Annotated in this window: 18 protein-coding genes; 6 read left to right on the top strand and 12 right to left on the bottom strand. The window is 39.3% G+C overall.

Translation table 11 applies throughout. The annotated features are described in order from the left end of the window. Positions 1-446 precede the first annotated feature (446 nt). The 3 genes from rfbA to AM608_RS03175 all read left to right on the top strand — a co-directional run bounded on the left by rfbA (position 447) and on the right by AM608_RS03175 (position 4,214). Positions 447-1,328 carry a glucose-1-phosphate thymidylyltransferase RfbA gene (gene rfbA / locus AM608_RS03185; RefSeq protein WP_053580747.1) on the top strand — a complete coding sequence of 294 codons (882 nt, stop codon included), beginning with the start codon at positions 447-449 and terminating at the stop codon, positions 1,326-1,328. Positions 1,329-1,418: 90 nt separating this feature from the next. Beyond that, on the top strand, positions 1,419-2,783 hold the full coding sequence (gene radA, locus AM608_RS03180; RefSeq protein ID WP_016479409.1) for a DNA repair protein RadA: 1,365 nt from the start codon (positions 1,419-1,421) through the stop codon (positions 2,781-2,783). A gap of 12 nt (positions 2,784-2,795) precedes the next feature. Beyond that, positions 2,796-4,214 carry a lipopolysaccharide biosynthesis protein gene (locus AM608_RS03175; protein ID WP_053580746.1) on the top strand — a complete coding sequence of 473 codons (1,419 nt, stop codon included), beginning with the start codon at positions 2,796-2,798 and terminating at the stop codon, positions 4,212-4,214. Here AM608_RS03175 and ybeY read toward each other — a convergent pair. The 3 genes from ybeY to AM608_RS03160 form a co-directional block, all read right to left on the bottom strand. Beyond that, entirely contained in the window at positions 4,201-4,644 is a 444-nt protein-coding gene (gene ybeY / locus AM608_RS03170) for an rRNA maturation RNase YbeY (RefSeq protein WP_053580745.1), read from the bottom strand. The genes AM608_RS03175 and ybeY overlap by 14 nt on opposite strands. Beyond that, the gene (locus tag AM608_RS03165; protein ID WP_002672528.1) at positions 4,625-4,834 is read right to left on the bottom strand and encodes a DUF2892 domain-containing protein; all 210 of its coding nucleotides are present in this window, start codon (positions 4,832-4,834) and stop codon (positions 4,625-4,627) included. Before AM608_RS03165 ends, ybeY begins: the two co-directional genes overlap by 20 nt. Positions 4,835-4,934: 100 nt before the next feature. After that, a complete protein-coding gene (locus tag AM608_RS03160; protein ID WP_053580744.1) occupies positions 4,935-6,092 on the bottom strand; it encodes an FtsX-like permease family protein in 1,158 nt (385 codons plus the stop codon). Here AM608_RS03160 and AM608_RS03155 point away from each other — a divergent pair. Together AM608_RS03155 and AM608_RS12670 are read left to right on the top strand one after the other, a co-directional pair. Next, on the top strand, positions 6,076-7,398 hold the full coding sequence (locus tag AM608_RS03155) for an exo-beta-N-acetylmuramidase NamZ domain-containing protein (protein ID WP_053580743.1): 1,323 nt from the start codon (positions 6,076-6,078) through the stop codon (positions 7,396-7,398). The two genes, AM608_RS03160 and AM608_RS03155, sit on opposite strands and share 17 nt — an antisense overlap. Positions 7,399-7,719: 321 nt before the next feature. Beyond that, positions 7,720-7,845: a hypothetical protein gene (locus AM608_RS12670; protein ID WP_256379119.1), complete on the top strand. Its 126-nt coding sequence runs from the start codon at positions 7,720-7,722 to the stop codon at positions 7,843-7,845. A gap of 118 nt (positions 7,846-7,963) precedes the next feature. On the opposite strand, the gene AM608_RS03150 is transcribed toward AM608_RS12670, so the two are convergent. Continuing rightward, positions 7,964-8,548 carry a porin family protein gene (locus tag AM608_RS03150; RefSeq protein ID WP_053580742.1) on the bottom strand — a complete coding sequence of 195 codons (585 nt, stop codon included), beginning with the start codon at positions 8,546-8,548 and terminating at the stop codon, positions 7,964-7,966. Between the two features lie 139 nt (positions 8,549-8,687). Between AM608_RS03150 and upp the strand changes: the two genes are divergently transcribed. Continuing rightward, entirely contained in the window at positions 8,688-9,341 is a 654-nt protein-coding gene (gene upp / locus AM608_RS03145; protein WP_002672507.1) for a uracil phosphoribosyltransferase, read from the top strand. Here the strand turns inward: upp and AM608_RS03140 are convergent. The 8 genes from AM608_RS03140 to AM608_RS03105 all read right to left on the bottom strand — a co-directional run bounded on the left by AM608_RS03140 (position 9,315) and on the right by AM608_RS03105 (position 17,183). After that, on the bottom strand, positions 9,315-10,247 hold the full coding sequence (locus AM608_RS03140; protein WP_053580741.1) for a hypothetical protein: 933 nt from the start codon (positions 10,245-10,247) through the stop codon (positions 9,315-9,317). The genes upp and AM608_RS03140 overlap by 27 nt on opposite strands. Beyond that, positions 10,247-10,723, bottom strand: coding sequence for a hypothetical protein (locus tag AM608_RS03135; RefSeq protein WP_053580740.1), 477 nt, complete (start codon positions 10,721-10,723; stop codon positions 10,247-10,249). The genes AM608_RS03140 and AM608_RS03135 overlap by 1 nt, the downstream gene beginning before the upstream one ends. Before the next feature lie 20 nt (positions 10,724-10,743). Beyond that, positions 10,744-11,358 carry a porin family protein gene (locus tag AM608_RS03130; RefSeq protein ID WP_009419506.1) on the bottom strand — a complete coding sequence of 205 codons (615 nt, stop codon included), beginning with the start codon at positions 11,356-11,358 and terminating at the stop codon, positions 10,744-10,746. 39 nt (positions 11,359-11,397) lie between these two features. Continuing rightward, on the bottom strand, positions 11,398-11,628 hold the full coding sequence (locus AM608_RS03125; protein WP_002672503.1) for a ferredoxin: 231 nt from the start codon (positions 11,626-11,628) through the stop codon (positions 11,398-11,400). A gap of 23 nt (positions 11,629-11,651) precedes the next feature. Beyond that, on the bottom strand, positions 11,652-12,902 hold the full coding sequence (locus AM608_RS03120; RefSeq protein ID WP_053580739.1) for a peptidase U32 family protein: 1,251 nt from the start codon (positions 12,900-12,902) through the stop codon (positions 11,652-11,654). A 121-nt stretch (positions 12,903-13,023) separates the two neighbouring features. Then, complete coding sequence (locus AM608_RS03115; protein ID WP_053580738.1) at positions 13,024-14,889, bottom strand: ABC-F family ATP-binding cassette domain-containing protein; 1,866 nt, start codon at positions 14,887-14,889, stop codon at positions 13,024-13,026. A gap of 23 nt (positions 14,890-14,912) precedes the next feature. After that, the gene (locus AM608_RS03110) at positions 14,913-16,223 is read right to left on the bottom strand and encodes a (Fe-S)-binding protein (RefSeq protein WP_053580737.1); all 1,311 of its coding nucleotides are present in this window, start codon (positions 16,221-16,223) and stop codon (positions 14,913-14,915) included. Between the two features lie 9 nt (positions 16,224-16,232). Beyond that, the gene (locus tag AM608_RS03105; protein WP_009411846.1) at positions 16,233-17,183 is read right to left on the bottom strand and encodes an MlaD family protein; all 951 of its coding nucleotides are present in this window, start codon (positions 17,181-17,183) and stop codon (positions 16,233-16,235) included. Positions 17,184-17,188: the final 5 nt, after the last annotated feature.

Raw genomic sequence — 17,188 nt, 5'->3', positions numbered from 1 at the left:
TTTTTCTTTTTCATTTGTTCGTTCATTGTTCGTCATTTCTTCGTCATTTCTTCGTTCTTTGTTCGTCTTTTGTTCGTCTTTTCATTATCTGCCCGTGCGGCTCGCACCGTCTTTTGTTCGTCTTTTGTTCGTCTCTCCTATAAGCTCTTTATATCTACATTATTTTATTCTCCCGTCCCCATTTGCTAATTGACTCATTTACTAATTTACTAATTTTATCTGTCTGTTGCGCTACGAGCTCACACTTTACCTTTTATCTTTTATCTTTTATCTTTTACCTTCAACAATTGGCATTGTGGTATTAATAGCATATTTGCTAATTTCAAATAAATACTGTACCTTTGCCAAAGTTTTTTTTGATAGCTTGTCGTATAGCGACTTTGGGCAATGCTCAATATAATATGAAAGTTACAGTAATTACTAACGTCTGAAAAAACTAACAACCGATGAAAGGAATTATATTAGCAGGCGGTTCAGGTACACGCCTTTACCCCATTACTAAGGGAGTTTCTAAACAATTGCTCCCTATTTACGATAAACCAATGATTTACTACCCATTATCGGTGCTGATGCTTTCGGGTATTCGCGAGGTATTGGTAATTTCTACTCCTCAGGACTTACCAGGTTTTGAGCGCCTCTTAGGTGACGGTTCCGACTTCGGTATTCGCCTTAGCTATGCCGAGCAACCCAGTCCCGATGGCTTGGCTCAAGCTTTTATCATAGGCGAAGAGTTTATAGGCGATGACGATGTATGCCTGGTATTAGGAGATAATATTTTCTACGGACAGAGTTTCTCGAAAATGCTCGCTCAAGCGGTAGAGAATGTAAAGAAAGAACGCAAAGCTACTGTCTTTGGTTATTACGTAAAAGACCCTGAACGCTATGGAGTAGCTGAGTTTGACACCGCTGGAAATGTGCTTAGCATTGAGGAAAAACCCACACAGCCTAAATCTAACTATGCGGTAGTAGGGCTTTATTTTTACCCCAATAAAGTAGTGAAAGTAGCCAAAAGTATCAAACCCTCAGCACGAGGTGAATTGGAGATTACTACGGTGAATCAAGAGTTTCTAAACGACGACGAATTAAAAGTACAACTCTTAGGGCGCGGTTTTGCCTGGCTTGATACGGGTACTCACGATTCACTTAGTGAAGCATCAAACTTCGTAGAAACCTTAGAGAAACGTCAAGGACTCAAAATTTCTTGTTTGGAAGAAATAGCCTATCGCAAGGGTTGGATTACCGTTGAAAAGTTGCAAGAGTTAGCAAAACCAATGCTCAAAAACCAATACGGGCAATACCTTTTGCAATTAACGATGAACAATAGATAATTTGCTTTTCCAAATAATCTAACGCTAAAACCTAATCTATGCTGGCGTGAGCTTGTAGCTCGTGCCTCCTAACATCTAATCTCCTAAAAAATGGCAAAACTAAAAACAGCATATTTCTGTCAGAATTGCGGAGCACAATACAGCAAATGGCAAGGACAGTGTTACGTCTGCAAGCAGTGGAATACCATTGTGGAAGAAGTCGTACAGAAAGACACTGCTCCTGCTTGGCAAGAGAAAGAATCACCTATCAAGAGTAAAGCTCCTAAGTATATTTCTATTTCGCAAATCGATACACAACAGGAGGCGCGCCTCAACAGCAACAACCACGAATTGAATAACGTCTTGGGTGGTGGAATTGTACCGGGGTCGGTTACTCTTTTAGGGGGTGAACCAGGGATAGGCAAGAGTACGCTACTGCTACAAATAGCTCTTAACTTGCCTTATCGTACACTCTACGTATCGGGGGAGGAAAGTGAGAAACAGATAAAAATGCGCGCCGACCGCATTCCGCATAAGCTTGATAATTGCTTTATCCTCACTGAAACTAAGACGCAAAATATCTTTCAACAGATAAAAGAACTCTTACCCGAAATCGTGATTATCGACTCTATTCAAACCCTTCAATCCGATTATATAGAGGCATCAGCAGGGAGCATTTCTCAAATTAGGGAATGTACCTCCGAACTGATTAAGTTTGCTAAAACTACTCACACTCCTGTAATACTCATTGGGCATATCACTAAGGACGGACAAATAGCAGGACCTAAGATATTAGAGCATATGGTCGATACGGTTTTGCAGTTTGAAGGCGACCGTAATCACGTGTACCGTATCTTGCGTTCACTGAAAAACCGCTTTGGCTCTACTTCTGAACTAGGTATTTACGAGATGCTTAGCAACGGATTGCGTGAGGTAAATAATCCTTCGGAGATTCTCATTTCCAAAACCGATGAGACGATTAGCGGTACCTCCATAGCTGCCACTTTGGAAGGTATGCGTCCGCTGATGATTGAAATACAAGCACTCGTAAGTACAGCGGTATATGGTACACCACAACGCAGTACTACGGGCTTCAATGCCAAACGACTCAATATGCTTTTGGCAGTGCTTGAGAAACGCGCAGGATTCCGCTTAGGTGCTAAGGACGTCTTCCTAAATATTACCGGAGGCATTACTATCGACGACCCTGCAACCGATTTAGGAGTGGCGATGGCTATCCTATCATCTAACGAAGATATAGCAATTGAAAAGGACGTCTGTTTTGCCGGCGAAGTAGGATTAGGCGGTGAAATACGCCCTGTACAACGCGTAGAGCAACGCATTACTGAAGCTGAGAAATTAGGCTTCAACACTATTTTTGTATCAAAATATAACAAAATAGCCCTTAAAAATACTAAAATTAGGATTGTAAAAGTTGCCAAGATAGAAGATGCAATACAAGAACTATTTGGATAATAAAAACGCCTTATGTTGAAAAAACTCTTTAAAGATACCATTATCTACGGCATTGCTACTGTACTCCCTCGTGTGCTTACCCTATTGCTCACAAGGTTGTACGTGAATAAACTCGATACTGCCGATTTTGGTATCTATTCAGGGTTGTTTGTCTATCTTATCTTGGGGAACGTACTGCTATCATACGGTATGGAAACAGCTTTCTTCCGCTTTATGAATAAAGGCGAACAGAAGAAGAAGGTACAATCTACCGCGCTTACTTCTCTTACATTCAGCTCTTTGTTTTTCCTGCTGATTGCCTACTTATTGCGACACTTTATTGCCTCCTGGCTGAACTACGATGTACAGTATATTGTCTTTGCCATTTATATATTAGTACTCGATGCCTTAGTGGTCATTCCGTTTGCGTGGCTCAGGAACAAAGGCAAAGCCAAACTTTATGCTATTGTTAAAATAGGGAATACAGCAGTGAATTTAGCTCTGAACATTTACTACCTGAACTATTTACCTGCTGAAACTCTTGCTACCAACGGTGGTGTATATTATATCTTCTTAGCCAACGTAATAGCGAGTTTAGCGACTTTCATTGTCTTACTGCCCATCTATTTCAAAATACATTTCCGTTTTGATTATCGACTTTGGAAAGAGATGATGGTTTATGCTTTCCCTGTATTATTGGCAGGTATTGCTTTTGCGGTAAATGAAGGTTTTGACCGAGTGTTCTTGCGTATGCTCCTTCCCGCTGATACTGCCGATGGAACTATAGGTATTTATTCTGCTTGTTACAAAATGGGGGTATTTATGAACCTTTTTGTCACTGCTTATAAACTTGGTATAGAACCTTTCTTTTTCAGCAGTGCACAGGATAAGAATGCGCCTAAAACTTATGCTCGTATCACTGAATATTTCATTGTGTGTGGAGGCTTTATTTTGCTCTTTATTACCGTATTCACCGATATTTTTAAACTTATTTTGATACCTAACAAAGCTTATTGGGAAGCCCTTTGGATAGTGCCTATCATCTTGTTAGCTAACCTATGTTTAGGTATTTACCATAGTCTTTCGGTGTGGTACAAAGTAACCGACCGCACCAGCTTTGGAGCTATCGTATCTTTAGTAGGAATGGCTATCACAGTAGTGTTCAATTTTGCGCTTATTCCTTGGCTCAGTTATAAAGGGGCGGCGTTAGCAACTCTTATCACTTATGGGGCGATGATGTTTATTTCGTATTACTACGGACAAAAATACTATCCGATACCCTACAAAAAAAGGAAGATAAAAATCTTCCTTGGAATGAGTGTTGTTTTCTCATTTGTAAATTTCTATGCTTTTGACAATAGTATCTACATAGGTATCTTACTTTTGCTTATTTATGGTTATTTAGCGAGTTTTACTATAAAGCTCAAATCTACTCTTCCTAAACAACCGTAAAAAGGTTCATCTTTTCTTCTTCCTTGTTGCGCATTAGCGCACTGTCTTCCGGTGTTTTATCCTTATAACCACAAAGATGTAACAAGCCGTGTGCCAATACCCGCAAGAGTTCTTTTTGGAACGGTACTTTAAAGATGTTAGCGTTCTCCTTTACGCGTTCTACCGAAATATAAATGTCCGAATGGAGTACCTTTCCCTCAGAATAATCAAAGGTGATGATATCGGTAAGGGTGTCGTGTTGCAAGTACTCTACATTTATTTTGTGCAAATACTCATCATCGCAAAAAATATAGTTGATATTGCCCACTTCTTTACCTTCGGATTGGGCTACGCGTTTCACCCAACGTTTTACTTCGTTTTTCTTAAAAGGAAAGACAAAGGGAGTTTCGTTAAAAAAGAAGTCATAATAATTATTTTTCTTTAGGCTTATAGGTACTGATACCTAAAAGTGCGTAAATGGGTGAGAAATTGATGAGAATGGTTACCAAAAGCAATATAGAAACGCCTGATAACACGGAAGCAATGGTAATAGAAAACTCATTAAAATAACCCAATATTGCAGTGATAACGATAATGAGCAAACGGATATTCTTGTCCAAAGTGCTAATATTTCTTTTCATATAGTCACATTTTTTAATTTGTGGCAAATGTACTTCTTTATTTGAATAAAACAAAGATTTTAAATAATTATACACTCACTTTTGCGCTATCTCAAATTATTTACGCAAACTTCATAGATTTAGTAGGTGATATTTTGGTAATCACATAGGTAGGAATGAGTAGCATCAGCAAGCACAATAGCAAAACGCCTATATTGAGCAATAACACCCACAGAGGAGTGAAAGCAATCGGTACTTCGGTTACGTAATAGGTGGCAGGGTCTAACTTGATAAGGCTGTAACGCTGTTGTAACCAGAGCAATAAGAATCCTAAAACATTCCCCCATAAGAGTCCCAAGCCTATGATATAGGTGGCATTATACAAAAATATCTTGCGGATACTGCGGTCAGAGGCACCTAAGCTCTTTAAAGTACCTATCATTGGTGTTTTCTCCAATATGAGCACGAGAATAGCCGTAATCATATTAAATCCACCAACAACTATCATTATCCCGATGATGAGGTAAATATTGAAATCGAACATACCAAGCCATTCGAAAATAAAAGGAAACTTCTGAATGATAGTTTGCGAATCGAGGAATGAACCTACCTTGCCGTACACTTGTTTGCCTACTTCTTCTATACGGTCAAAATCTTTGATAAAAAGCTCGAAATTGCCTATTTGGTCAGGTTGCCATTTATTGATTTTCTGAATATGACGTATATCAGTGAAGATGTATGACGCATCAAATTCTTGAAAGCCACTATTGTAAAGCCCTACAATTTTAAAACTACGTTGGTTAGGAGCTTGGGCAGCTTCGTCTTTTAAAAAGATAGCTTGGCAACGGTCGCCCAGTTTTAGGTGCAATCTGTTGGCTAAATAGGTAGACATTAGCACCTCATCGGTTACTTCTTCACTCGCTACATTAGGGGTGCGCCCTTCGGTAATAAAATCGCGAATAAGCGACCAATTGTAGTCTTTCCCCACACCTTTAGCGAGAATCGATTCATAAGTGGTTTCAGTACGGATGATACCACCTTTGGTAGCTACTGCTTGAATATGGGTAACTTCGGGTACTGCTGAAAAAGTAGGGTAAAAATCTTGTTTTATAGCAATAGGTTTGGTAGTAACTTGTGACGCATTACTGCTATAATCAAAAATCTGAATGTGCCCGTGAAAGACTACCAACTTCTCCCTAATCTTGCGTTGCAAGCCAATACCCGTAGCAATGGCAATGAGCATCATCACCATACCCACAGCAATGGCAGCTATTGCCATTTTGATAATTGGGGAAGAAATTGTACCTTTGTCCCCTTTCGAAAAAATAACTCTTTTTGCTATGAAATATTCAACATTCAAAACAATAATGCCTTTTAGAAGTGCCAAAATTACACTTTTTTTCTTATGTACGCTTATATCGTGCAAAAATAATGGACAGACACAAGGTAATGCTTCTGTGCAAAATACTGAAAAACAGATGAAAGAAGTGGTGGTGGGCGCTAACCGAATGTATCTTTACATTAAGGATTTACGCGCTAAAAATATAGCTATCGTTACGAATCAGACTGGGATTGTGAAAGCCGAAAAAGGGAATTATGTGCATTTGGTGGATACGTTATTAAAGAAGAAAGTATCTATCAGCAAGGTTTTTGCTCCTGAACACGGATTCAGAGGGGAAGCCGATGCGGGTGAAGTAGTGAAAGACGACAAGGACTCTAAAACGGGCTTGCCTATTGTATCGCTCTATGGTAAAAACAAAAAACCTACTGCTGAGCAACTGAAAGGTGTAGACCTTGTACTCTTTGATTTGCAAGATGTAGGGGTACGCTTTTACACTTATATTTCTACTTTGCATTATGTGATGGAGGCTTGTGCTGAACAGCATATTCCTGTAATAGTACTCGACCGTCCGAATCCTAATGCACATTACATTGATGGAGCGGTGTTGCAACCTGCCTTTAAGAGTTTTATTGGGATGCACCCTGTGCCCGTGGTTTATGGAATGACTATTGGAGAATATGCTCAGATGATAAATGGTGAAAAGTGGTTGCAAGCAGGCGTTACTGCTGACCTTAAAGTGATACCTCTTGCCTATTATACACATCAAACGTCTTATAGCTTACCGGTAAAACCTTCGCCTAACTTACCTAATGATGTATCGGTGAACTTGTACCCAAGTTTGTGTTTTTTTGAGGGGACAAATGTGAGTATGGGGCGCGGTACCGATATGCAGTTTCAGATTTATGGCTCTCCTTATTTTGATAAGACGGCTTTTAGCTTTACGCCACACCCTAATGCAGGCGACAAGAATCCGAAGTTTAATGGTGAGCTATGTTACGGTGAGGACTTGAGAAAAACACCTCGTTTGGACAAACTAAATCTCACTTGGCTTAAAAAAGCTTTTGAGCAAGGCAAAGGAGTGAAAACACCTTTCTTTACTTCATCGTTCAATAAGATTGCTGGTAATGATATATTAAAGAAGCAAATAAGCGAAGGGAAGACCGAAGACGAAATACGCCAATCGTGGCAAAAGGATATAGAGCAGTTTAAGGAGATGAGAAAGAAATATTTATTATATCCGTAATTAATACTATAATGCCAATTGTTGAAGGTAAAAGATAAAAGGTAAAAGGTAAAGTGTGAGCTCGTAGCGCAACAGACAGATAAAATTAGTAAATTAGTAAATGAGTCAATTAGCAAATGGGGACGGGAGAATAAAATAATGTAGATTTAGAGAGCTTATAGGAAGCCTTATTTAATGATTAATGGTTAATGGTTAATGGTTAATTTGGGAGAAGCTTATAGAAAGCTTATAGGAAAGACGGTGCGAGCCGCACGGGCAGATAATGAAAAGACGAAGAAAAGACGAAGAAAAGACGAACAATGAACGAACAAAAGACGAACAATGAACGAACAAAAGACGAACAATGAACGAACAAAAGACGAACAAAAGACGAACAAAAGACGAACAAAAGACGAACAAAAGACGAACAAAAGACGGTGCGAGTCGCACGGGCAGATAAAGAAATGACGAAGGGAAGGTGAATCTAAGGTGAAGAGTAATTAAGGTTCTTTAAAAAATAAGAAAGGGTTTAAGTGATTTATAAATCACTTAAACCCTATTTCTAATTAACTAATATTCCTATTTTCTAAAAACGTACCCCTACGCCCAATTGTATTTGTTGGGTAGTTGCTTTTTCTTTAAGGGCGTTACTAATATCACTGTAACCCCATACATAGCGACCGTAAGCAAAAAGAGGACCTAAATTTACTTCGGCTCCTGCTACTAATGAAAAATCAGTATCTTTAAAGAGCTTTTCTCCGTTTTCCCAAGTACTTTGGTCGCGGTTGGCAAGGAAACTAAATTGAGGTCCTGCGTGTAGTGAAATCAATCCGTTAGGGTTGTATTTCAAGAGTACTGGTACACTTACGTAGTTCAGTGTTTTTTTCTTTTCGAACTTGTCGTTCCAAACAGATTGGTAGCTATCGCGGAGCTCTGTATTGGTTTGACTAAAAAGTACTTCACCCTGTAGCCCCCAGCTATCATTGAAATCGAATTCGACGAAACCACCTAATTGATAGCCCAATTTAAAGTTTTTATCATAGGCAACACCTTCTACTTTACCTAAGTTAGCACCAGCTTTTGCTCCTAAGTGAAACTCTTGAGCATAGGTAGCGGTGGTGAGTAGCATTATCGCAATAAAAGCTGTTAATTTAGTGATTTTGTTTTTCATACGCTTAATTATTGTTTAATGATTCAGTATAGTTATTCCAAATAATGTGCCAAAAAAAATAATTTACCAAATTGCAAATTTGTAAATTAGCAAATTATATACTACTTTTGTGGCGTGAAAATATAAAGCTAACAGACCAATGATCATACATCATTTAGGCGAAGAGCCTTCCGTATTAAACCGATTTATCGCCCAGTTGCGTGATGTAAATATTCAAGCAGACCGTATGCGATTCCGTAAAAATTTGGAACGAATAGGGGAGGTATTGTGTTACGAGATGAGTAAGTTTCTACACTATAAAACGGAAACAATTACTACACCTTTGGGCGAAAAGAAGGTACAACTTCCGAAAGACGAGATAGTAATTTGCTCTATTTTGCGTGCTGGTTTGGCATTGCATCAAGGCTTGATGAACTACTTTGATAATGCTGATAATGCTTTTATCTCGGCTTATCGCAAACACACTTCCGAGACTGATTTCGATATAATGGTGGAGTATCTGGCTTCGCCGTCCTTAGAAGGTAAAATCTTATTCTTAGCTGACCCAATGCTGGCTACAGGGCGTTCGTTTGCTAATGTATTTAACGCGCTGAAACCTTTAGGAACACCTAAAGAGATACATTTGTTTGCTGTTATAGGGGCACAGCAGGGGATAGAATACTTGGAAGATAAGTTTCCTGAGACTACTCATTTATGGATTGCTACCATAGATGCTCACCTTAACGACCACGGCTATATAGTACCAGGTTTAGGTGATGCGGGTGATTTAGCTTTTGGTAATAAAATGGAGTAGAAGTCCTATGCCAGGCATAGATAATAGTGACCATAGTACGATTTCTTTTAGCCACCACACACGTATTTTCTCTACATAAAGAGCAAAGAGAATGGCAATAGGGGCAAAGGTGTATATCACTTCTTTGGAAAGGAATACTACTATAAGTCCTATCCAGAGGAATTGTATTACTACTAATGAGCTGATACTGTGATAAACACTTCTGAAATAGTATACTGCTAATGCCACTAAAAGAAGGAGCGCTAAGCTACATACTGCTATTGTTGTAGCAATGGAATGAGAGGAAAAGTTTAGAAGATTATTTATATCTGAAGTGATGAGATTTGTAAAATCATCAATAGGAAAAGGCTCTTGAAGTATTAATAAAATAGCCCCTAATAAGATGCTAACAGTAATGATTGCTAAAAGAGGTATAAACCAATAACGGCGTTTTTCAGCTCCGTAAAAGAGCAGAGAAATCCATACATTTAGCAGAAAAATTAAAGCCCAAGAGTGCAACAAGCCTGCACAAATGATTAGTAGAGAAGTATCGAATAGTTTTTGTGGAATGCCTTCACCTGTTTTAAGAGTAAGTACACGCCACAAGGCTACAATGATAAGTAAGTTAGCACCTACTAATTTCATTTTATCAAAAAGGGTAGGGAAGAGCACTACGAAAATACTAAAGAAGGCTATAGAGTAGCAGTTTTTGGTGTCAGTAAGTTCATTCCACCGGTCTATTTGATGAAGCAATAATAAAGAAAGAAAGAATAATACGAAAGTACTCATTAAAACAGTGAGATGAGACACGTCACTGAGAGGAAGTTGTAGTATTTTAAATTGAAATAGCCCATCACCTATCAATAGTGCTAATAGCACAATGATAAATGTGATGGGCTTTGTATTTTCAAAACGTACTGATAGCATTAGTTACTAATGGTTAAAATATTACCAGCTACTGAAACATTATAATTTAGTAAAGGATAAGGTTTGGCAATTTGTCCAATAGCAATAGGGGAGCCTGTTCTCAAATCATAAACAGTTCCATCGCAAGAACATTTGGCAAAAGTATAGCTATGACCAGTTTCCTCATAGCTATTTTCATCTTCTACAGCCCTTATGCCAAACAGACGACTATGACACTCTTGTAAATTATGATTAGGACAAGCAGCTTCCCAAGCACGATATCCTCCGTCACTATAACAAGTTACAAAAAATCCTTTAATACCTCTGTGGGGTATAAAAACCGTATTCATAGGTGTTTTTAAGCTGTTATAGAGAGGTAAACTTATATCGATAGTATAGGTGAAATGTACTTCTCCTAAGTTAGGGTTGCGCGTTTGCCGTTCTTTCTCACAAGAAAGTAGTCCAATCAAAAGTATTACATATATCAGTCTATACATCTTGTTACCTATTATTTAGCTTAAAATTGATACCCTACTCCCATTGAGAGCGTTCTATTTTTAAAGTCGTAAGAATTAGCAATACCCGTACTTATGAGGCTTGCCTCATCGCCTTCAAAGATATTAGTGAGTCCTTGTACCCAACGTATTTCGAAAAACCAACCTGCATCAGTAGTGTAACCTATCCCTGCAGTCATAGCTACATCTATAATGTCTATGGCATCTGATTTTACACGAGTTACGGGTTCTGTACCATTGAAGTAGAAATTAGGCTGGTCAACGCGATATTCTATCTGAGGACCTACGTGCAAATTAATACCCTTTCCTACATTGAATCGTGCCATTACAGGAGCTGAAAGATAATCAAGAGCCAAAGTAGCATTCCCATATCTATCAGATTTTATTTGTGCACCACGACGATTGTAGATACCTTCTATCTGTAAAGAGAACAATTTAGATAGGGGAAACTCTAAAGTAACCCCAGCATAATAACCGTGATATGGTTTAAAACTTGCCTCACTACTTACATCTCCTTTTAAGGTAGCATAATTGTACCCTGCTTTCACTCCTATGTATTGTGCTTTTACATTGTAAAAAGCAAACAAACATATGGCTAATAATACTATTTTTCTCATTGTTTATTATTTTTAGATGTTAGTCGTTTGTTGTTAATACTATAATTTTTTGGTAGAGATAATCTTCACGGGGCAGGCTTTTTGTGCTTTCTCACAATCCTCAAAAATACTATCGTCATAACTTTTTAGGGTGAAGAAGCCTTTCTTTTCAGTGGAACGTAATAATACGCTCTTGCCATCTTTTTTCGACATCTGGAACTGCTCAGGAGCCATCTCTACGCAGTAGTTACAGCCGATGCATTTTTCACGCTGTAAGGTTACTATTACCATATTAAACTAAATCTGCTAATCTGCTAATTGATATTTGTTTTTACTATTTTATACAGTTTATCTGATAACCTTATTCTGAAATTGGTTTTGATAGTACAAGAATCACCTTTCTTAGCTCTTTCAGCAGGAGTATCGTTTACCATCATTGAGGTGAGTTCTATTTCTTGAACGCCTGTTGAAGGTCCAGTGATAAGTAATTTGTCGCCTATCTTTATATCAAAGGCTTCAATAGCAAACTCTGCAATACCAGTCTTAGGGAAATAGTGTTTGCCTTGCCCAATGTACACTTTCTTTTGGGTAGCATTAGAGCCTGGGTTTTCACTCCATTCACCAAGTTTTTGCCCTAAATAATATCCACTCCAGAAACCACGATTGTACACCGTTTTGAGGGCTTCTATCCAGCCTTCAAATTTTTCTTTACTGTATGTGCTTGCATAATAAGCATCTATTGCTTCTCGGTAGGTGCGAATAACGGTAGCCACATACTCAGGAGCGCGCCCACGTCCTTCAATCTTTAACACCTTTGCCCCTGTGTCGATTACTTGGTCTAGGAAGTCAATCGTGCAGAGGTCTTTAGGCGACATCATATACTCGTTGTCTAATTCTATTTCAAAACCGCTTTCTTGGTCGATTACAGTGTATTTCTTGCGGCAGTTTTGCTTGCAAGCTCCGCGATTGGCTGAGGAATTGTGCGAGTGCAAACTCAGGTAGCACTTGCCCGATACCGCCATACAAAGCGCCCCGTGTCCAAATATTTCTATTTCTACCAAATTGCCCGAAGGTCCTTTGATTTGCTCTTTTTCTATCTGCTCACATATCTTTTTGATTTGTCGTAAGCTCAGTTCACGGCTCATTACCATTGTATCAGCAAACATCGCGTAGAAGCGCACGGTTTCAATATTAGTGATATTGATTTGAGTAGAGATATGCACCTCCATTCCTATTTGTCGAGCATAAGCTATGACTGCCTGATCCATAGCTATCACAGCTGTAAGACCTGCTTTTTTGGCAGCGTCTAATAGTGTTTTGATGATAGATAGGTCGTGGTCGTAAATAATAGTATTAAGGGTGAGATAAGTGCGAATGCCCTTAGGAGCACAACGACGCGCTATTTCATCAAGGTCGTCAATCGTAAAGTTGATACTTGCTCTTGCACGCATATTCAGCTGGTCTACCCCAAAGTACACTGAGTCGGCACCATTGTCTATTGCCGCTTGTAGCGACTCAAAATTACCAGCTGGTGCCATTAGTTCAATTTTTCCTGAATGAGTCATTATATAGTGAGTGAGGGGGCAAAGATACGAAAATAAAGTAGAATTTGAAAATTGTAATGTATAAAATTAAGTAAAAAGCGAAAATATGCTTAATATGCTAACTTGTCAGTGAAGTAAAATATTAATGTTCTTCCAGCTTCTCCGTTAGTTCAAACCAGCGTTCGGTCTTTTCCTCTATCGCAATAAGTGTCTCTTGCAAGGCTACTGATTGTTCTTGTATTTCATTACTGCTAAGACTTCCTTCGGCAAAAGTAGCTTCTATAGCAGTTTTTTTCTCTTCTAACTGCGCTATTTCTTTTTCCAATCGGTTGTATTCCTTCTGCTCGTTGAACGATAAACCTTTCGTTCCGTCCTTGCGCCAAGTGTTTTTGGTGGCTTCTTTCTTTGGAGTATCGTCTGTCGGAGGAACGCTCTCTTCGTACACGCGGTAATCGGTGTAGTTACCAGGGAAATCCTCTACTTCGCCATTGCCTTTGAAGACAAAAAGGTGGTCTACTATTTTATCCATAAAATAGCGGTCGTGCGATACTACCACCAAGCATCCTGGATAGTCTAACAAAAAGTCTTCTAAGACGTTCAGAGTAACAATATCGAGGTCGTTCGTAGGCTCGTCTAAAATCAAAAAATTGGGGTTTTGAATGAGTACAGTACATAGGTATAAGCGTTTGAGTTCCCCTCCGCTGAGTTTCTCTACATAGTCGTATTGCTTTTTACGGTCGAAGAGAAAGCGTTCTAATAGCTGTCCTGCTGAGAGAGTACGCCCTTTAAGTAGGGGAATGTAATCGCCATACTTTTGTATCACTTCTATTACCTTTTGTCCTTGTTGTACCTCAATACCATCTTGGGTATAGTACCCGAACTTAATAGTGTCTCCCACTACTATTTTACCACTATCAGGTGTGATAGTCGATGTGAGTAAGTTGAGAAAGGTGGATTTGCCCGTGCCGTTCTTACCTATAATTCCCACTCGTTCGCCCCGCAAGAAATTATAATTGAACTTATTGAGCACGCGCAAGTCTCCGAAGCTCTTGCTCACATTGTGAAACTCCACCGTCTTGCTTCCCAATCGCTCCATATTGATTTCGAGCTGTACCGAGTGCTCCTTCCGACGCTTGTGGGCTGCCTCCTTTATCTTATAAAAATCGTCTATACGCGATTTCGATTTGGTAGTCCGTGCCTTAGGTTGCCTACGCATCCAGTCGAGTTCCTTTACATAAAGGTTTTTAGCCTTCTCTACCGATGCCTGCTCTTGTGCTAATCGCTGTTCTTTTTTCTCTAAGAAATAGGAGTAGTTCCCTTTGTAGCTGAATAGTTCGCCATTGTCCAATTCGAGGATTTCATTGCATACGCGTTCTAAAAAATAACGGTCGTGCGTAACGATAAAGAGTGTGAGGTTTTCTTTGGCAAAGTACTGCTCTAACCATTCAATCATTTCTAAGTCGAGGTGGTTCGTAGGTTCGTCCAATATCAGCAAGTCAGGTTTGCTAATAAGTACATTGGCTAAGGCGAGACGCTTTTTCTGTCCTCCCGAAAGGTTTTTTACTTTCAGTTGGAGGTTGTCTAATTTTAGACGGAAGAGTATTTGTTTGTATTGTGTTTCAAAATCCCAGGCATTATGGCGTTCCATCTGTTCGAAAGCCTTTTGATAAGCCATTTCGTTTTCAGGGTGCTGTAAAGCGTGTTCGTACTCCTGAATCAATCGTAAAATAGGATTGTCGGTTGCGAAAATAGTCTCTTCTACTGTTAGTTCTTCGTTAAAAGAGGGATTTTGTGAGAGAAAACCTATATGTATGTCCTTGCGGAATACTACTTGTCCGCTATCGGGTTGATCTTTGCCTGCAATAATATTGAGTAAAGTAGTCTTCCCTGTACCATTTTTAGCGATAAAGGCTATTTTTTGGTCTTTATTGATACCAAAAGAGATGTTTTCAAGGATTATGCGTTCGCCAAAGGCTTTTGATATATTTTCTACGGATAGTAAGTTCATTTAATTTAGATAATAAATTAAAATTAATTTGTGATGTTTCTATCTGCTTGGCTATACGCCCAAGGGGCTCCGTTGTTCTCTATATTAGTCATCATCACATTGAGTTCGGTAGGGGCTGCCGATTCTTCCATTACCAAATACTGCCTCATATCCATAATAATAGATAACGGACTGATACTCACAGGGCAGACCTCCACACAAGCATTGCAAGTGGTACAAGCCCATAGTTCTTCAGGAGTAATGTAGTCGCCTAAAAGTTGCTTACCGTCAGGTTCAAAAGTACCGTGTTTGTCGATATTGCGCCCTACCTCTTCTAAGCGGTCACGTGTTTTCATCATAATCGCGCGAGGAGAAAGCTTTTTACCAGTGAGGTTCGCCGGACATTCATCGGTACAACGCCCACACTCGGTACAAGTATAGGCGTTCATCAGCTGTAACCAAGTGAGGTCGGTCACGTCCGAAGCTCCAAACTTATCAGGAGGGACTGTGTCTTGTGGTGTTGCAAAAGGGTCGACATTGGGGTCTAACATTAGTTTCACCTCTTGTGTTACCGCTGGGTTTACCCTAGAAGCTCCTAACGGACGAATAGGTGCGTAGTACGTATTAGGGAAAGCTAACAGTATGTGTAGATGTTTGGAGTAATACAAGTAGTTTAAAAAGCATAAAACCCCAGTAATGTGTAACCACCAACAACTGCGTTCTACAACTATAAGAGTGCTTACCGAAGCGTTTTCTAACAAGGGGCGTAACCATTCGCTCACAGGAAAAGAACCTGCTTGCACATAGTGGGTTACGTGTAATGTTTGTAGCTGACCATCGGCAGCGTTCATCAGTAGGAAAAGACTCATCATTGCCATTTCGGCATAAAGGATATTGCTTGCATCTTTTTTTGCCCACCCTCTGATTTCTGCCTTGCGAAAGCGTGGTAGTTTTAGTACGTTTCTCCTTATCCAAAATACGGTTACTGCTACAATCACTAAGAGAGCCAATACCTCAAAAGAAGCTATCAAGAAGTTGTAAAACGCCCCTAAGGGGGCAAATATGCGGTGGGTTCCTATGATACCGTCAGTAATAATCTCTAAAAGTTCGATGTTGATAATCAAGAAACCTGCATATACAATAATATGCAACACACCCACTATGGGGCGCACCAACATTTTTCGTTGCCCTAAGGCGAGCCACAACATATTTTTGAGTCGCTCTTTGCGGTTGCCAGAAGTGTCTTCCAGCTTGCCTAAACGGATATTCCTAATGAGTTTCCGTAGATTATAAATAAAAAAGCCTCCTCCTATACAGAGAAGTATTATAAATACTATGTTAGGAAAGAAGCTCATCAATACAGTTTATTCTCCTTTTTCTTCGTCTTGAGGCTCGTATGTTTTAGCTTTTTTACCAAAAACGGAGAAATGAAGATAACGCTTAGGATTTAAACGAAGGTCTTGTAAGAGCAATTCGAGCTGTTTAGCCGATTTGTCTAAATCTTTATAGAGCGTTTCGTCTTTTAGTAATTTTCCAATAGTACCCTTGCCTCCTTCTACTTCAGCCAAAAGAGTATTGAGGTTGTTAAGAGTTGTTTGTGCATTGGCAATTACTTTATTAAGTTCAGCTTCCGAAAGCTGTCCTGATACTTTTGATAGATCGGTAGTGATTTTATTAGCATTGCTTAAAGTAGCATTCAAATTGGCTTGATTAGCTACCAACATCTTATTGAGGTTTACTGATGCCTGATTTAGGTTGTGCATTGTCGCGCTCAGTTCGGCAATGGCAATTTTTAAATTGTTAGTAGTTTTAGCATCTAAAACACTGTTCACCCCTGTAAGAGTGGTATCGGCTTGTCCTAAAAGGCGATTGAGCTTATCTTGTGTAGGTTTGATTGACGAAGAGATAGAGGCGAGCATATCTTCTTGTACACGTGCTTCTAATACATCTCCCGATACGGCTATAGGAGCATTATCGAAGGCGGGAATAATTTGCAGTCCTGCACCTCCAAGCAAACTGTTGTAAAGCTCGGCTACACTATTCTTAGAGAACTTAAAATCGTCTGAACACTCCATCGTAATTTTTATCTTGGCACTTTTCTCTTCTAAGTCCACTGCTTCCACACTCCCTACTTTCACCCCATTCACAGTGATTTGTGTACCTGTTTTTAACCCTCCTGAATGAGGAAAATAAGCGTAATAAGTATTCGTTTTATTAAATAATGATTTAGACTTCAAGAAGTTAAAGCCTATATAAAAAGCGGCAATACCCGCCACAACTATAATAGCTGTTTTTATTTCTCTGGATAGTTTCATCAGTT

Source organism: Capnocytophaga sp. oral taxon 323 (assembly GCF_001278825.1).
Taxonomy (GTDB): Bacteria; Bacteroidota; Bacteroidia; order Flavobacteriales; family Flavobacteriaceae; genus Capnocytophaga; species Capnocytophaga ochracea.
The sequence above is the reverse complement of the archived record's forward strand: the minus strand, read 5'-3'. Positions and strand labels throughout refer to the sequence as shown.

Excerpts from the sequence above, each read along its gene's own strand:
- rfbA (WP_053580747.1), top strand. The coding sequence starts at position 447 with ATGAAAGGAATTATATTAGCAGGCGGTTCAGGTACACGCCTTTACCCC.
- radA (WP_016479409.1), top strand. The coding sequence starts at position 1,419 with ATGGCAAAACTAAAAACAGCATATTTCTGTCAGAATTGCGGAGCACAA.
- AM608_RS03175 (WP_053580746.1), top strand. The coding sequence starts at position 2,796 with ATGTTGAAAAAACTCTTTAAAGATACCATTATCTACGGCATTGCTACT.
- AM608_RS03165 (WP_002672528.1), bottom strand. The coding sequence starts at position 4,834 with ATGAAAAGAAATATTAGCACTTTGGACAAGAATATCCGTTTGCTCATT.
- AM608_RS03155 (WP_053580743.1), top strand. The coding sequence starts at position 6,076 with ATGGCAGCTATTGCCATTTTGATAATTGGGGAAGAAATTGTACCTTTG.
- AM608_RS03160 (WP_053580744.1), bottom strand. The coding sequence starts at position 6,092 with ATGGCAATAGCTGCCATTGCTGTGGGTATGGTGATGATGCTCATTGCC.
- AM608_RS12670 (WP_256379119.1), top strand. The coding sequence starts at position 7,720 with ATGAACGAACAAAAGACGAACAATGAACGAACAAAAGACGAACAAAAG.
- AM608_RS03150 (WP_053580742.1), bottom strand. The coding sequence starts at position 8,548 with ATGAAAAACAAAATCACTAAATTAACAGCTTTTATTGCGATAATGCTA.
- upp (WP_002672507.1), top strand. The coding sequence starts at position 8,688 with ATGATCATACATCATTTAGGCGAAGAGCCTTCCGTATTAAACCGATTT.
- AM608_RS03140 (WP_053580741.1), bottom strand. The coding sequence starts at position 10,247 with ATGCTATCAGTACGTTTTGAAAATACAAAGCCCATCACATTTATCATT.
- AM608_RS03135 (WP_053580740.1), bottom strand. The coding sequence starts at position 10,723 with ATGTATAGACTGATATATGTAATACTTTTGATTGGACTACTTTCTTGT.
- AM608_RS03130 (WP_009419506.1), bottom strand. The coding sequence starts at position 11,358 with ATGAGAAAAATAGTATTATTAGCCATATGTTTGTTTGCTTTTTACAAT.
- AM608_RS03125 (WP_002672503.1), bottom strand. The coding sequence starts at position 11,628 with ATGGTAATAGTAACCTTACAGCGTGAAAAATGCATCGGCTGTAACTAC.
- AM608_RS03120 (WP_053580739.1), bottom strand. The coding sequence starts at position 12,902 with ATGACTCATTCAGGAAAAATTGAACTAATGGCACCAGCTGGTAATTTT.
- AM608_RS03115 (WP_053580738.1), bottom strand. The coding sequence starts at position 14,889 with ATGAACTTACTATCCGTAGAAAATATATCAAAAGCCTTTGGCGAACGC.
- AM608_RS03110 (WP_053580737.1), bottom strand. The coding sequence starts at position 16,223 with ATGAGCTTCTTTCCTAACATAGTATTTATAATACTTCTCTGTATAGGA.
- AM608_RS03105 (WP_009411846.1), bottom strand. The coding sequence starts at position 17,183 with ATGAAACTATCCAGAGAAATAAAAACAGCTATTATAGTTGTGGCGGGT.